Annotated in this window: 12 protein-coding genes and 2 riboswitches; of the genes, 9 read left to right on the top strand and 3 right to left on the bottom strand. The window is 39.3% G+C overall.

Annotated elements, in window-relative coordinates:
- Positions 1-144 precede the first annotated feature (144 nt).
- Both MMB69_RS20320 and MMB69_RS20325 read left to right on the top strand, forming a co-directional pair.
- Entirely contained in the window at positions 145-408 is a 264-nt protein-coding gene (locus MMB69_RS20320) for a hypothetical protein (protein ID WP_013055998.1), read from the top strand.
- A 48-nt stretch (positions 409-456) separates the two neighbouring features.
- Complete coding sequence (locus MMB69_RS20325) at positions 457-663, top strand: hypothetical protein (RefSeq protein ID WP_013055999.1); 207 nt, start codon at positions 457-459, stop codon at positions 661-663.
- 57 nt (positions 664-720) lie between these two features.
- Here MMB69_RS20325 and MMB69_RS20330 read toward each other — a convergent pair whose 3' ends face one another.
- The 3 genes from MMB69_RS20330 to MMB69_RS20340 form a co-directional block, all read right to left on the bottom strand.
- Positions 721-1,518 carry a Cof-type HAD-IIB family hydrolase gene (locus MMB69_RS20330; RefSeq protein WP_013056000.1) on the bottom strand — a complete coding sequence of 266 codons (798 nt, stop codon included), beginning with the start codon at positions 1,516-1,518 and terminating at the stop codon, positions 721-723.
- Between the two features lie 325 nt (positions 1,519-1,843).
- On the bottom strand, positions 1,844-5,287 hold the full coding sequence (metH, locus tag MMB69_RS20335; RefSeq protein WP_277448353.1) for a methionine synthase: 3,444 nt from the start codon (positions 5,285-5,287) through the stop codon (positions 1,844-1,846).
- Positions 5,288-7,126: a bifunctional homocysteine S-methyltransferase/methylenetetrahydrofolate reductase gene (locus tag MMB69_RS20340; RefSeq protein WP_221785674.1), complete on the bottom strand. Its 1,839-nt coding sequence runs from the start codon at positions 7,124-7,126 to the stop codon at positions 5,288-5,290.
- A gap of 107 nt (positions 7,127-7,233) precedes the next feature.
- Positions 7,234-7,340: riboswitch (SAM riboswitch) on the bottom strand.
- Positions 7,341-7,683: 343 nt separating this feature from the next.
- Between MMB69_RS20340 and MMB69_RS20345 the strand changes: the two genes are divergently transcribed.
- The 7 genes from MMB69_RS20345 (at position 7,684) to ptsG (ending at position 16,300) form a co-directional block, all read left to right on the top strand.
- Entirely contained in the window at positions 7,684-8,718 is a 1,035-nt protein-coding gene (locus MMB69_RS20345; protein ID WP_260507798.1) for a YkvI family membrane protein, read from the top strand.
- Positions 8,719-8,825: 107 nt separating this feature from the next.
- Positions 8,826-8,976, top strand: a riboswitch (FMN riboswitch).
- Positions 8,977-9,254: 278 nt separating this feature from the next.
- Positions 9,255-9,914 carry a riboflavin synthase gene (ribE, locus tag MMB69_RS20350; protein ID WP_013056005.1) on the top strand — a complete coding sequence of 220 codons (660 nt, stop codon included), beginning with the start codon at positions 9,255-9,257 and terminating at the stop codon, positions 9,912-9,914.
- A gap of 16 nt (positions 9,915-9,930) precedes the next feature.
- On the top strand, positions 9,931-11,124 hold the full coding sequence (locus tag MMB69_RS20355; RefSeq protein WP_097824380.1) for a bifunctional 3,4-dihydroxy-2-butanone-4-phosphate synthase/GTP cyclohydrolase II: 1,194 nt from the start codon (positions 9,931-9,933) through the stop codon (positions 11,122-11,124).
- A 91-nt stretch (positions 11,125-11,215) separates the two neighbouring features.
- Positions 11,216-11,686 (top strand): 6,7-dimethyl-8-ribityllumazine synthase, encoded by a 471-nt coding sequence (gene ribH, locus MMB69_RS20360; protein ID WP_013056007.1) that lies wholly within the window; start codon positions 11,216-11,218, stop codon positions 11,684-11,686.
- Positions 11,687-12,121: 435 nt separating this feature from the next.
- Complete coding sequence (locus tag MMB69_RS20365; protein ID WP_221812805.1) at positions 12,122-12,994, top strand: hypothetical protein; 873 nt, start codon at positions 12,122-12,124, stop codon at positions 12,992-12,994.
- Between the two features lie 131 nt (positions 12,995-13,125).
- Positions 13,126-13,974, top strand: coding sequence for a glucose PTS transporter transcription antiterminator GlcT (gene glcT / locus MMB69_RS20370; RefSeq protein ID WP_013056009.1), 849 nt, complete (start codon positions 13,126-13,128; stop codon positions 13,972-13,974).
- A gap of 271 nt (positions 13,975-14,245) precedes the next feature.
- The gene (ptsG, locus tag MMB69_RS20375) at positions 14,246-16,300 is read left to right on the top strand and encodes a glucose-specific PTS transporter subunit IIBC (RefSeq protein ID WP_098900754.1); all 2,055 of its coding nucleotides are present in this window, start codon (positions 14,246-14,248) and stop codon (positions 16,298-16,300) included.

Here is a 16,300-nt window from a genome sequence, read left to right on the forward strand (position 1 = left end):
AATATACATGTAAACAAGGTGAAAGTGCGATTTACATAAAGGTGTGCTAGGCATCTTTATAAGGAGGGGTAAGCTGCAGGGATTTCTAGCTCTTATAAAAGCCAATAAAAGGGCTGATTATAAGTTTCCTGCGGCGGAGATACTATGGGAGAACATCAACAATTAGTGCGTGTTAGGGAGCTAGCAAATGAAATTATTCGACTTCGTCTTCAAGACCGTACGACTTATGACGAATTAGAGTTGCAAAATAATGTAGAGTTGTTGTCTCGTTCTGTGGTTGACTTAGTAAACATTATGTTAGCCGAAGATGTGGATTCGTCTACGTCTTTAAAAGCTACAGCCTCTAAAATGAAAATGGTGTATAATAACATGCATCAAGCTGAGAAAAAAGATTATTTGCATTTCTAATTGCTAGGCTCCTTTTCGCCACAAACGAAATGGAGGTGTACGAGGCAGATGCTATCGTCACTAACGACTTCTGAAGCTATTGTAGCATCCGTTCTTGCACTGGTTGTCATTGCCGTTTCCATTATCTTTTTTGCCACTCTTATTATGGTTGTTGTTCGACGAGAAAGAATCAGCAGCTTGGTTAATCACGGAGAGCATGCAGATGGGAAGCAAAAAAGCTTAGGTGAATTTTTTCGTTCTTTACGAAAAAAATAACTACCGTTTTCTTATTAAATAGATAAAAGCGGTCAATTTAAACGTTGACCGCTTTTTTTAGGTTGTTTGCTTATTTTTTTCTAATACAATACGCGCTGCTTCACTAACAGATGACACAACGGCAGAGGCGTGGCGCTGAACAGCTTCAGGAGCTGTAGCCATAGCGAAACTGTTCGGCGTTAATTGAAACATAGGAATATCATTAAATGAATCCCCCACACATGCAATTTCCTCTGGTTTTAGCTGAAGATGATTTAATAAAATTTCAATGGCATTTCCTTTGCTGATATGTTTAGGCATAATATCCAAACACTGCTTGGCAGAAATATATGTATCAATATAATCACCAAACTCTTCGTTCACTTCTTTTTGCAGAGCTACCATTTCATCATGATCTCCAAGAACCGTGATTTTAGATGGAGAAAGAGCGTGACCAAATGAATCCGTCATTTCAATTTGTTCTTCGATAGGGAAAAACATGTGAGTTTCAATTGCTTCAATAATTTCATTTCGCTGCTCTACATAATTCGTGTCGTTTGAACAGACAAGCGTAATACGATTAGGATCTATCGTTTTTTTATAAAGTTGAACCGCTAAATCATCTTCAAACACTTTTCCATGAAGTTCTTGATTTTCTTTGGTCCACACAAATCCTCCGTTTTGGCTAATGCGATGAAATGTATTATTAATATCAGTAGAAATTTTTAAAATTTCCGTATCCATTCGTCCAGAAGCAAGACAAACCTCTACTCCCTGGCGCTGAAGTTCACTAAGTGCGTCTGCATTATGCTGTTCTACGTATTTTTCTTCGTGTAAAAGAGTGCCATCTAGGTCGCTTACAAATAATTTAATCATACCTTGAAAATTCCTTTCCCTGAAAAATTTGCTGTGATAAGAGTGTTACAAATTTATTACATTCCTTATTCTATCAGTGTTTCCCAAGAAACTCATAAAAAAAGCTCAAACCGGCGGTGAATTCAAAGAGATTAAGACATAACTATATCAATTCTTTTCCCCGGAGTCTTGGCCCTGTCCTCCAATCAACAGCTAGAAACAGCTACATGAAATCTAGTTCACCATTACAATGAAAAAAATCCGAACGGAGTTGATTCTCAATTAAGAATCTGGATTTGCCGTTCGGATCTTTCTTCAACTAAAATACATTTGTCGCAGCCATGTTTTACAATACGTTAAAATATTTCGCTTCAGGATGTGCAAAAACAAGAGCTGTAACAGAAGCTTCTGGTTCCATCATGAAACCGTCTGTTAACTGAATGCCGATGTCTTCAGGTTTAATTAATTTAAACAGTTTTGCTTGGTCTTCAAGGTCCGGACATGCAGGATATCCGAATGAAAAACGCTGACCTTGGTATTTGGCTGAAAAACGCTCCGCCATTGTAAAGTCTGGCGAATCGGGGAATCCCCATCGGTCACGAATTTGCTGATGAACACGTTCTGCTAATCCTTCAGCTAGTTCAAGCGCAAGAGCTTGGAACACGTGACTTTTTAAAAACTCGCCGTTTTCTTTGAATTTCGCCGCGCGTTCGCGAATGCCTGTTCCTGCTGTTACAGAGAAGAAACATACATAGTCCATCTCGTTTTCTTTAGGCTTTGCAAAATCAGATAAGCACAGGAACTGTCCTTTTGCTTGTCGAGGGAAAGTAAAGCGTTCAATTTCTGTTTTTTCATCAGCAGGATCATAAATAATTAAATCATTTCCATCTGCTTGAGCAGGAAAGAACTGATAAATAACCGCTGGCTTAATTAAGTTTTCTTTTAGCGCCAGTTCGAGCAGGTCATCAACGGTTTCTTTTAATTGAACGGCACGCTCGTCTTTTTCAGCAAGCAGCTTATTTACTTTTCCTTTTAGTCCTAAGTGATGGCCTAGAAGCATCTGCCAGTTAATATACGGAAGAACCTGTGCCAAATCGTAGTGTTTGACAACGTGCCGCTTTAAATCAGCCGGTACAAAAACAGGAACGTCCGTTGAAATGGCGGATCTTTCTAAAACAGCCGTAGCTGCTTGGGCGGTTTGAGGCTGGCGTTCTCGAACCGTTACTTTCTTTTCTTGCCGCGTTTTTAAATCTGCTAAAAGCTGAATAACTTCTTCTTTGTTCTGCAGCTTATTTGCTAACGCTAATCCGTCCATCGCATCTTTGGCGTAGAGGACCGCACCTTCATATTCCGGGGCAATTTTAAAGTCAGTAAATTTACGGGAAAGGGCAGCGCCTCCTACCATAATTGGAACATCAATGCTTGATTGTGTTAAATCTTGGGCAGTCAAAACCATTTGCTGAGCTGACTTTACTAGAAGACCTGACAGGCCAATGATGTCTGGCTTTTCGTCTTTTACTGCTTCAATCAGCTGCTGGGGCGTTACTTTAATTCCTAAATCAATTACTTTAAAACCATTGTTGCTTAAAATGATGTCCACTAAGTTTTTACCGATATCGTGCACGTCGCCTTTAACCGTTGCAAGAATCACTTTGCCTTTTCCAGAATCATTTTCAGTTGCTTCCATATGAGGTTCTAAAAAGGCAACGGATGCTTTCATAACTTCCGCACTTTGAAGCACTTCTGCTACAATCAGCTGGTTGTCATTAAACAAACGTCCAACTTCCGCCATCCCCTTCATAAGCGGTCCATTAATAATGTCTAACGGATCATCATATTGAGCTAAAGCCTGTTCTAAATCAGGAAGCAATCCTTCTTTTGTACCTTCGACAACATACATTGCCAATCGTTCTTCGAGTGTTAACGTAGAAATTTCTACTTTTGCTTCTTTCTTTTTATCACGATAAAAGTCGGTAAACGTGCTTAACGTTTCATCAGTTGTGTTAAATAATAACGCATTAGCAAGCTCAATTTCAGCTTCTGGAATAGAAGCATAGCGCTCTAATTTTTCTGTATTAACAATGGCATAATCGAGTCCAGCCTGCGTACAGTGATAAAGGTAAACCGCATTTAGTACTTCACGTCCGACTGGAGGAAGACCGAATGACACGTTACTTACGCCAAGAATGGTCAGGCAATCAGGCAGGGCTTCTTTAATCATTTTAATTCCCTTAACTGTTTCTTCAGCAGAACCAATATATTGTTCATCACCAGTCCCTACAGGAAACACAAGAGGGTCAAAAATAATATCTTTTGGATTAAAGCCATGTTTTTCAACAAGCAAATCATGTGAGCGTTTAGCAATCTCTACTTTTCGTTCTGCAGTAACGGCCATGCCTGTTTCATCGATTGTACCGACAACCAGAGCTGCACCGAATTTTTTTACTAGCGGTAAGATTGCGTCAAACCGCTCTTCACCATCTTCTAAGTTAATGGAGTTAATAATGACCTTACCTTGCGAGTACGTTAAAGCTTTTTCAATAACTTTCTCGTCGGTTGAATCGATTACAAGAGGAACCTTCACTTTTTTTACAACTTCTTGAATAAATTCCTCCATGTCTTCCATTTCTTCACGGTCCGGATCTGCTAAGCAAATATCAATAACGTGAGCACCATTTTTAACTTGAGCACGCGCAATTTCAGATGCTTCTTCAATTTTTCCTTCCGCAATCAGGCGTTTGAACTTGCGAGAACCGATTACATTCGTGCGTTCTCCCACAAAAAGAGGGCGCATAGAATCGTCATATACAAGTGGTTCAATACCGGTTACAGCATGGTTATGCTCGGAGCGATCAAGCGAACGAGGCGCAACCTCTTTTACCGCTTCAGCCAGTGCTTTAATATGAGCAGGCGTTGTACCACAGCATCCGCCTACAAAGTTCAGCCAGCCTTTATCAGCAAACCCTTTAATTTTTTGAGCAAGCAGCTCAGGGGATTCATGATAATTGCCTTCTTCATCCGGAAGTCCAGCGTTTGGATAACAGCTAACTGCTGAAGTGGCTAGGTCTGAAAGAGAGCGAATATGATCCGTCATAAATTCAGGGCCTGTCGCGCAGTTAAGTCCGACTGAAAGAGGCTTCATGTGTTCCAGTGATAAGTAAAAAGATTCGATATCTTGACCAGCGAGAGTTGTTCCCATCGGCTCAATTGTTCCTGAAATCATAATAGGAACTTCGATTTTTAGTTTTTCAAACGCCGCTGTAATGCCTAGAAATGCGGCTTTTACGTTCAGCATGTCTTGACAGGTTTCGACTAAAAGCAAGTCAACGCCGCCGTCTAACAAACCTCGAGCTTGCTCTTCGTACGATTCTACTAACTCAGGGAATGTAATACCTCCGGTAACAGAGAGAGTTTTAGTGGTAGGACCGATAGCTCCAGCTACGAACCTAGGCCATTCGGGAGTTGAATATTTATCGCGGGCTGCACAAGCAAGCTTCACAGCTTCGATATTCAATTCATACGCCAAGTGACCTAAATCGTATTCATCAAGTACGGTAGATGTTGAGCCGAACGTATTGGTTTCAATGATGTCAGCACCTGCTGCAAAGTACTCTTCATGAATGCGCTGAATGACATGAGGCGCTGTTCGAGTCAAATATTCGTTGCAGCCTTCATATTCTTCGCCGCCAAAATCTTCAGCGGTTAAATCAGCGTCTTGAATCATCGTTCCCATTGCTCCATCGATGACGAGTATTCGCTTCTTTAGTTGTTGTTCGATAAGTGAGCTCATTTATATCTTCCTTTCTGATGTAACAAGTTGCTTGTCATGAATATAGCGTGTTAGAATTTCGGTCATTTCATAGCGCATAAACGGCGTAATTAAGTAAATACCGTCAAATAGCTCATATGCTGTATCAATTAAGTTTTTTGCAATCGCAAGGCCTTCGACTTCACCGCGAAGCCGGTCATTTCCCGTTGCGTCCATGCGTTCTAGAATATCTTCTGATAATTTAATTCCAGGTACTTCATGGTGAATAAATCGAGCATTTCTTGCGCTTGTTAACGGCATGATCCCGATGTATACCGGCGTTGTTAAATGTTTGGTTGCTTCATATACCTCTTCAATTTGCTTAGTTGAATAGAGAGGCTGAGTAATAAAATAGTGAGCCCCGCAGTCGATTTTCTTTTCCAAACGCTGAACGGCTCGGTCTAAGTGACGCACGTTTGGGTTAAAGGCAGCTGCAATGGAAAAATTGGTTTTTTGACCAAGCGGTTTGCCGGAATAAGATAGTCCTTCATTAAACTGAGCGATTAAACTAATCAAGTCAAATGAAGATAAATCGTAGACTGAAGTGGCGCCAGGGAAATCGCCAACTTTTGACGGATCACCAGTAATTGCAAGTACTTGATTCATTCCTAGCGTATGAAGTCCCATTAAATGAGATTGAAGTCCAATTAAATTTCGATCGCGACAGGTAATATGAATAAGCGGTCGTGCTTTTGTTTCTTGCTGCATCAGTGTTGCCATTGCCAAGTTGCTGATGCGAGGTGAGGCAAGAGAATTATCAGCTAATGTAATAGCATCTACGCCGACTTTATCAAGTGCTTTTGCGCCTTCTAAAAATTTCGTCGGACCAAGCTGTTTGGGCGGATCTAGCTCGACGATAACCGAGCGGCGCTTCTTTACAATTTCATGCATATGAGGTTTATCCTGCTGCTCACGCTCTTGAACCGTAACGGCAGGTCTCATTTTAACGACTTTACTTGTAATCGGAGGCAGGTCTTTTAAGGCAGATGACATTGCGCGTACGTGGGCTGGTGTTGTACCGCAGCATCCTCCAATCAAGCGAACCCCTTGTTCGCGGAATAAACGTGCGCTTTCTACAAAGTAGTCTTCATTCGTTTCATATTCGAGCTTTCCTTCTACATACGCCGGAAGGCTGGCATTAGGGTAAGCAGATAAGAAAGCCCGATCAGGAAGCGGTACTTCTTCAAGAGACTGAATCATATGATAAGGACCTAAACGGCAGTTTAGCCCGACAACATCTGCTCCCAAGTCTTCTAGTTCTTTTAATGCATCTGCTAAAGGACGCCCATCTTGCAGTACGCCAATATCATGCAGGGAAACGTGGGTAATAATAGGCTTATCCGTTTCTTTTCTTGCCAGTGTAAGAACGGTCTTTAATTCTTCGAAATCATAGTATGTTTCAAATAAAAGGCCATCCACGCCTTCATTTAAAAGCCAAAACATTTGTTCACGAATGCTTCGCTTAACTTCTTCTAAACTAATAGCGTTTTTTTGGAAAGAACGAATTCCGCCGAGTGTACCAACCACGTAAGCCTGATCTTTTGCAGCTTGTTTCGCTAATTTTACACCAGCAACATTGATGTCTTTGACTGAATCTTCTAATCCATAACGGGCAAGTTTTTGATAATTAGCAGCGTACGTATTTGTTTGAATAACGTTTGCACCAGCTTCTACATAGGCTCTGTGAATACGAGAAACCTCTTCTGGTTTGGTGATGTTTAGTTCTTCAAAACAGCTGTCAATACCGTGTGAGTAAAGGAGGGTACCAGTGGCACCATCCCCAATTAAAATTTTAGACTTTAAATCTTCAAGTAACCCCATGTCAAAACCTCCTTAAATTGTTCCGCTTCTATTTCACGAGTGATTCGTTTTATGCAATATGCCGATAAAATAGAAAAAGTCTTCTTAAGAAGAAGACTTTTTTCGCCTTCTTATCTTCCAAGCAATAAATTGCTTGCTGGATTTAGCACCATGTCTCTAACGACTGGTTGCTGAGGTTTCAAAGGGCCAGTCCCTCCACCTCTCATGATAAGAATCAATTGTATATAATTGAAACATATTTTTTTAAATAGAAAGAATACTTATTTAATAATTTATCTGATTTTTAGAAATTATACAACAGTAAATTATGAATTTCCAGCAAATATTGAGGAAAATTTAAAAGGTAAAGGGAAAATATCCGTATATTTTGTTTAAAAATGACTGTTATGTTAGGGGTTAAGGAGTTTTTTTTAAGAAATACAAAAAGAAAATGAAAAATAAAAAATAAACGAAAAGGCACAAGCGCTGGGTATGCGTAGATTTACACGTAAAAAGGCTCGTCTTTTTTTAATCATTTCTACATATAGTGAACTATGAAGGGTAGAAGGGTGATGGGCATGAAAAGGTGGAAACTCACGCTGCAGGTTGCTGCTACGTATGTAGGAACCGTTGTAGGAGCCGGTTTTGCAACAGGCAAGGAAATTGTTCAATTTTTTACACAGTACGGAGAACTTGGAATGGTCGGAATTTTGGTCAGCGGCTTGTTTTTTATTTGGCTAGGTTCAAAAATGATGCTGCTTTCGCACGCAATTGGGGCTTCTTCTTATCAGCAGCTTAATACATATTTATTTGGTGATGTGCTTGGAAAAGTGGTAAACGGTGTAATGATTGTCATTTTATTTGGAGTAACTTCAGTCATGCTAGCGAGTACGGGGGCAATAGGAAAAGAACAGTTTGGGCTGTGGCCTCCTGTTGGGATGATTTTTACAATTGTTTTAACTTATATATTTATCGCAAGAGGAATTAACGGTATTTTAATGGTTAATTCTCTTGTTGTGCCGATGATGCTTTCATTTGCTTTTATCATCTTTGTGCCAAATATCAGCTATTTCTCACTGATTCAAACGAAGCCGGATTTAACGCTCGTCACGCAGTGGAAGTGGGCGGTTAGTCCCTTTTTATATATTTCCCTAAATCTAGCTTTGGCTCAGGCCGTTTTGGTTCCATTAGGAAGCTCCGTGAAAGATAGGAGCGTGATTAAAAAAGGGGCCGTAATAGGAGGATGTGTACTTACGTTTATGCTTGTTTCTACTCATCTTGCCCTTTCCAATTTGCCTTATTCATTTCAACTTGATATTCCTATGAGTGCCGTTGTTAAAAATATCTCAGCGTGGGTGAATGTTTTATTTACGGTAGTTGTGTTAGGCGAGATTTTTACTACATTGATTGGAAATGTATTTGGAATCGCTAAGCAGCTTCAGTCATTTCTTCCCCTGAATGATAAGCAAGCTTTTGCGTTTATTATCTTGGCATGCTTTATTATTGGGCAATTTGGATATGCACAGCTTCTTGAGTTTTTGTATCCGATATTTGGCTATATTGGACTAGCTTTTGTATGGATGCTATGTATTAAAAAAGAAAAAATAAGCTAAAAGCTAGATTTTAAAGAATAGATGTGAAAAAACGAAGTTAAATGATGTGACAAGTCGATTTTACTTTGCTATAATGTAAAACAAATAAGACTCTAGTAGTCGAATATATTATCCTTCGGGGTCGGGTGTAAGTCCCAACCGGCGGTGATAAAGCATATGCTTTTAAGCCCGTGACCCGTTTTCATACGATGTATGTTAGCGGTGGATCTAGTTAAAATCTAGAGCCGACAGTAAAAGTCTGGATGGGAGAAGGATCAGGAAGCACAGTTGTTTTTTTGTGTTGTATTAATAAGGGACAGGTTTGCCTTTTTTAAAGCTACCCTTGTTTTTGTACACAAAATATAACTGTTTATTTCGTATACAATTAGCGGAATTTTGCATAGATAAAACTGATTCAGCTCAGCCGACCCCTTGGACGTTTGTTCAAGGGGCTTTTTTATTTTCAGTGGTTGGGGGAAAGATAAATATGAAAAAAAAGCAGCTGCTGTTTCAAAACGGCATAAGAAGTTGGAATAGCGCCAAAGCAGGTGAAGAAAATGTTCACAGGTATTATTGAAGAAATTGGAAAAATAAAACGTATTCAAAAGGCTACAGAAGCAATTGTTCTTACGATTGATGCTAAGACCGTGTTAGAAGACGTGAACTTAGGGGACAGTATTTCAGTTAACGGCGTTTGTTTAACCGTAACGGCATACTCTCAAAATGAATTTACGGTCGACGTCATGCCGGAGACGATTAAAGCAAGTACCCTTCAGCTTCTAACCGTTGGATCACGTGTTAACTTAGAACGGGCGATGGCTGCAAATGGCCGGTTTGGAGGGCATTTTGTTAGCGGACACGTTGATGGAATTGGAACCATTGTAAGCAAAACACGTAAAGGAAATGCCTTTTATTATGAAATTCAAGTCGATCCTGAACTTCGTGAATTTATGATGTTAAAAGGATCTGTTTCCGTAGACGGAACAAGTCTTACTATTTTTGATGTCAGCAACCAATCATTTACTATTTCTCTTATTCCTCATACGGTGCTTCACACAGTCGTTGGAGACAAACAGCGAGGAGACAAGGTGAATATTGAATGCGATATGTTAGCTAAATATATGCATCAGATGATGACAAATAAGTCAACTCCTGGCGCCTCGAATCGTTCAGGTAACATGAAGGATTTATTGCAGCAGCATGGTTTTACAAATTAACAGTGAGGTGAAAGAGATGTTTCATAAAGTAGAAGAAGCCATTGAAGAGTTAAAAAAGGGAAAAGTGGTTATTGTATGCGATGATGAAGATCGAGAAAACGAAGGAGATTTTATTGCATTAGCCGAAAAAACGACGCCTGAGGTTATTAACTTTATGGCTACTCATGGAAGAGGATTAATTTGTACACCTGTTAATGAAGAAATTGCGCATAAATTGAATCTTCACCCGATGGTAGCGAACAATACGGATGTCCATGGAACAGCATTTACAGTAAGTATTGATCATATTTCAAGTACAACAGGTATCAGTGCATACGAACGCTCTGCTACCGTTATGGCTCTTGTAAATGAAGCGACGGTAGCAAGCGATTTTCAACGCCCAGGACATATTTTCCCGTTGATTGCAAAAGACGGGGGTGTTCTGCAGCGTGCAGGTCATACAGAGGCTGCTGTTGATTTAGCCGTATTAGCAGGAGGGAAGCCTGCGGGTGTTATTTGTGAAATTATGAATGAAGATGGAACAATGGCACGCGTACCGGATTTAACAAAAATTGCAGAGCAATTTGATTTAAAAATGATTACGATAAAAGATTTGATTGCCTACCGCCGCAAACATGACCAGCTTATTAGCCGTGAAGTAGAAGTGAGCTTACCTACGGCATTTGGTGAGTTTAAAGCTGTAGGGTATACAAATAAACTTGATAATAAAGAACATGTGGCTCTTATCAAAGGTGATATTGATCATAATAGCCCCGTTCTCGTTCGCGTTCACTCCGAGTGCTTGACTGGAGATGTGTTTGGCTCTGAGCGCTGCGACTGCGGTCCTCAGCTTCACGCGGCTCTTACGCAAATTGAAGAAGAAGGACGCGGCATTCTGCTGTATATGCGTCAAGAGGGCAGGGGCATTGGCTTATTAAATAAGCTAAGAGCATATAAGCTGCAGGAAGAAGGATACGATACCGTAGAAGCGAATGAAAAACTCGGGTTTGCTGCAGATTTACGAGAGTATGGAATCGGTGCTCAAATCTTAAAAGACCTTGGAGTCAAACAAATGAAGCTTTTAACGAATAACCCTCGTAAAATTACTGGGCTAAAAGGCTACGACCTTGAAGTGGTCGAGCGCGTGCCTCTTCAAATGCCGGCAGTGGATGCCAATAAAAAATACTTAGATACAAAAGCTAAAAAATTAGGCCACTTATTACATTTATAAGTTTACACTTTTTTTCGTTATAACAAATGAAGCTAATTCATGAAAAGAAATGTAAATAACTATACATTACTACTAGCAGGAGGAACAAAAGATGAATCATTTATATGAAGGAAATTTAGTAGGCACAGGATTAAAAATCGGAATCGTGGTAGGGCGTTTTAATGAATTTATTACAGGCCGTTTACTTAGTGGCGCAGAAGATGCGCTCAAACGTCACGGCGTAGCTGATGAAGATGTAGACGTGGCTTGGGTGCCGGGCGCTTATGAAATCCCATTAATCGCCAAAAAATTAGCTGAATCTAAAAAATATGATGCAGTTATTACGCTAGGCACCGTTATTCGAGGAGCTACTCCACACTTTGATTTTGTATGTAATGAAGTAGCAAAAGGTGTTGCATCTCAAAGCTTACAAACAGGCGTGCCAATTATCTTTGGTGTATTAACAACTGAAACAATTGAGCAAGCAATTGAGCGTGCAGGAACAAAAGCAGGAAATAAAGGATGGGAAGCTGCAGCATCAGCTATCGAAATGGCTAACCTTTCAAAAATGATTGAAGGATAATAGAGACCATTCCAGTTTTTATAAGCTGAAGAGTTAAAAGAGGCTGAAACAAAAGTATGTTAGTTGAAGGAAGATCCGAACGATGAATCGTTCGGATCTTTTCATTAGTAGGGTGAACGTAGGTTTCATTTATATGGTGGCTTCTAACTAAAGGGTAAGGCAAAGACTCCTGCAGGAAAAGCGGAAGAAGTGTGACCCCTCAGAAGCGGAAGCGACGAGGAGGCTCAGCGGCCGCGCGCGGAAAGCGAAGTCTTGCACGGAAATCAATTGCAGTGTAAAAAGCGATCCATACTATCTTATGTATCCCGTTTGTTCGCCTTTAGATTGGATTGATGTAGTTATGTCTCAAGCTCTTTTGAATAGAAGCTAGCTATGTATAATTTGGCTAAAACGTCTTACTCTAAGTAATAATTAGGTCGTAAAAGGGAGACGTCTATGCCTCATTATACTGCTTTTTTTGCATTGATTATTATCAGCACAGCCGTTTTGCTTACAGTATTCATACGTAAAAAAGATAAAAAGCTAGTTGTTTTGCTTTTTTTTATCATTGGAATGGCTTATGTACTAGAATATGTTGTATTTGTGTTGTTTGAAAGTTACGATTACGATCCTGATTTTATGACCAATGAATATTTTGATAATTTGTTTGGTTCCTTAACTTCTCAAGCGTTTGCTTTTCCAATCATGGCTATGGTGGTAGCTGCTTATCAATTAAAATTCCGCTATATTTTATTCATTTCAGCTATATTTATGGGGATTGAAGAATTATTTTTACACTGGCATATTTATGAACATCACTGGTGGAAAACAGTTTATACAGGCGTTTTAATGACTATAGGCTTTAGCATTTCAAAGATTTGGTATGTATGGCTAACAGAACGGTATATGACATTTGTGCATTACGCTACATTTTTTCTCGGGATGCTCGCCATTACTTCTACTATTATGTTTATGCTGTTAGCATATTTTCATAATAATTGGTTTTATACGGGATGGTTTGCGTCGGCTACTCATGATTCCGTAAATGCAACGATGATTTACGTTTGTGTTGTTACGATTCTCCTCGTTTGGAGTGTAGCCAAAGAATTTTTTGTTGGAGCTGGAATGATTATAGCGGGGCTGCGTATAGTAGATATTTTGCTGATTCACTATGGGATTTTGCTGGTATCTATTACCACTTCACTTGTTCTTTTTACGCTTCTACAAGCGGTTGCATTCATTCTGAGCGTTATGCTTCAAAACTTTATTATGAAAAATTGTTATGGGACGAGCAAAAAAGACGTTGCGTTTCCAGCGAAGAACTACTAAGATAATACGTAACTCAAATAGTTTAGTTCAATAATATTTGAAACAAAGAAAAATGAATTGACGGTTATGCGTATTATTTGTAAGATAGGAAAGCAAATAATAGAAAGCCGAAACAGGGGAGTGAAGGATTCGTGAAAGAGTCCTTTTTTGTAGAAAAGGTACTTAATAATAATGTATTAATTGCTAAACACCTTACCTATGATGAAGTTGTGCTAATTGGGAAAGGAATAGGGTTTAATAAGAAAAAAGGCGATGAAATCGATGCAAAAGCCGTGGAGAAAATGTTTTTGTTAAAGAGTGAAGAAGAGCAAGAACAGTACAAGCAGCTCTTAGCTCAGGTGGATGAAGACGTGATTGAAATGATGAATGATATTGTAACCCACATTCAAAAGCGTGTTAACATTCCTTTGAATGAGCATATACACATTTCATTAACGGATCATATCGCGTTTGCGATAAAACGTTTTCAGCAGGGAATGGGGCTTAAAAATCCATTTTTACTTGAAACAAAAGCTTTATATCCAGAGGAATATACGATCGCATCTGAAGTGGTAGAAATTATTAGTCGCAAAATAGGCGTGCAGCTTCCAGTAGGAGAGATTGGTTTTATTGCGCTTCATATCCACAGTGCGCTGACTGAAAAAAACCTGCTGGAAGTGAATCAAGACTCGCAGCTTATTCAAACGATTATTAATGTGATTGAAGAGTCGCTTCATCTGCAGGTAGACAAAGAATCTGTGCACTATATGAGATTGATTCGTCATTTGCATTTTGCTATTGATCGAGTAAAAACAGGAGAAAAAATAGAAGAGCCAAAAAAAATTGCTTTGCTATTGAAAGAAGAATATCCCCTGTGTTACAATGTGTCTTGGAAAGTGATAAAAGTAATGCAGCAAGCGTTACATTTACCTGTGTATGAAGCAGAAGCAGTTTACTTAACGATGCATCTGCAGCGACTTATAACAAAAACGGATTTATAAAATCATTTCAATACGTGTTACTGATACGATCAGGCATGAGTGAGAAATGAAGCGATGTGTAATTGGATGAGTGTATCCATTTATCGTTTCTTTTTCCTCATGCCTTTTTTTGTTATAAGAAAGCGCAATCATTTAAAGCTTAGGCTTCAGGACACCAGGAGATGTAATGAGTTTTCTAGTTAAAGAAAGCGTTTTATGAAAGCGCGTTAATGATTCACGTATCAAATAAATAGCTTGTTGCACACTAAATATATAAAAGGAGGTAAGCGCCATGTTTAAAAAACTTTTTGGAGTATTACAAAAAGTCGGAAAAGCGCTTATGTTACCGGTTGCGATTTTACCGGCAGCAGGGATTTTACTTGGGGTAGGGACAGCGCTTCAAAACCCTACATTGTTGGATGCAGTACCGGCACTTGGTGCAGACTGGGTTCAATTGGTTTCAAATGTTTTGTCGCAAGCAGGTCAAATTGTATTTGACAACTTATCGCTATTGTTTGCCGTTGGTGTTGCCGTTGGTTTAGCTGGTGGTGACGGTGTAGCAGGTATTGCTGCAATCGTAGGCTACTTAATTATGAACAAAACGATGAGCACAATCTTAGTTGCTACAGGACAACTAGATCCTGACAAAATGGGTGCCAATCCAGCTTACACTAGCATCTTAGGAATTCCTACGTTAGCTACAGGTGTATTCGGGGGTATCATAGTAGGTATTTTAGCTTCATCCATGTATAATCGTTATTTCAATATTGAATTACCATCTTATTTAGGGTTCTTTGCAGGAAAACGATTTGTACCAATCATTACTGGGGTATTTTCAATTGTTTTAGGTGTTATTATGATTTTCATTTGGCCGCCAATTCAAAGCGGATTAAATGCTTTCTCTACTAACATGATTGATGCAAACCCAACTTTATCAGCTTTTGTATTTGGATTGATTGAACGTTCATTAATTCCATTTGGACTTCATCACATTTTCTACTCTCCGTTCTGGTTTGAGTTTGGTGATTACGTTAATAAAGCAGGTCAACATATTCACGGTGACCAAAAGATTTTCTTTGCTCAATTAGCAGATGGCGTGCCTTTAACAGCAGGAACATTCCAAGTTGGTAAATTCCCGTTCATGATGTTCGGACTGCCAGCAGCAGCTCTTGCGATTTATCACGAAGCTCGTCCTGAAAACAAAAAATATGTAGCTGGTATCATGGGTTCAGCTGCTTTAACATCTTTCTTAACGGGTATTACAGAGCCGCTTGAGTTCTCATTCTTATTCGTAGCACCAGTACTATTTGCAATTCACGCAGTATTTGCTGGTTTATCATTTATGGTTATGCAATTATTAAATGTTAAAATCGGTATGACATTCTCAGGTGGGGTTATCGATTACGTTCTATTTGGAGTTATGCAAAACCGTACAGCATGGTGGCTAGTTATTCCAGTAGGTTTAGTTCTAGCAGTTATTTACTACTTCGGTTTCCGCTTTGCAATCCGTAAATTTAACTTAAAAACACCGGGTCGTGAAGATAAAGAAGAGGGAGAAGAAGATGTAGCAGTAGAAGCAGCAGAGCTTCCGACAAATATTTTGGCTGCACTTGGCGGTAAAGAAAACATTACACATTTAGATGCTTGTATTACGCGTTTGCGTGTATCAGTAGATGATGTAGGTAATGTTGATAAAAACCGCTTGAAAAAACTTGGAGCAGCTGGTGTTCTTGAAGTTGGTAACAATATTCAAGCTATTTTCGGTCCGAAATCTGACACGTTAAAAGGTCAAATTCAAGACATTATGAATGGCAAAACACCGGTTGTCACAAAAGAAGAGACAAAAACAATTGAAAAACCTGTTGCAACATCTGAAGTAGGAAGCGATAATGGTAATGATATTGTTTCACCGATTGAGGGAGAATTGGTACCTTTATCGGAAGTACCAGATCAGGTATTTTCACAAAAATTAATGGGTGACGGTTTTGCAATTATTCCGAAAACAGGCACAGTAGTTGCACCAGTGGACGGAAAAATAGTAAACTTATTCCCGACGAAACATGCTTTAGGTATTGAATCAACGACTGGACGTGAAATTTTAATTCACGTTGGTATTGATACAGTTAATTTAAAAGGCGAAGGTTTTGAAGCTTTAGTTGCCCAAGGCGATGAAGTGAAAAAAGGACAGCCTCTATTGAAAATTGATTTAGACTTTGTAAAAGAAAATGCGCCGTCGACGATTACGCCGATTATTTTCACGAATTTACAAGCTGATGAAAAAATTGATATCTTAAAGCAGGGCCAAGTTTCTCAACAAGAAGCAAATATTATTAACATTTCAAAGTAA

Origin of the sequence: Priestia sp. P5 (assembly GCF_029522155.1) — a bacterium.
In the GTDB taxonomy this organism is placed as follows: domain Bacteria; phylum Bacillota; class Bacilli; order Bacillales; family Bacillaceae_H; genus Priestia; species Priestia megaterium_E.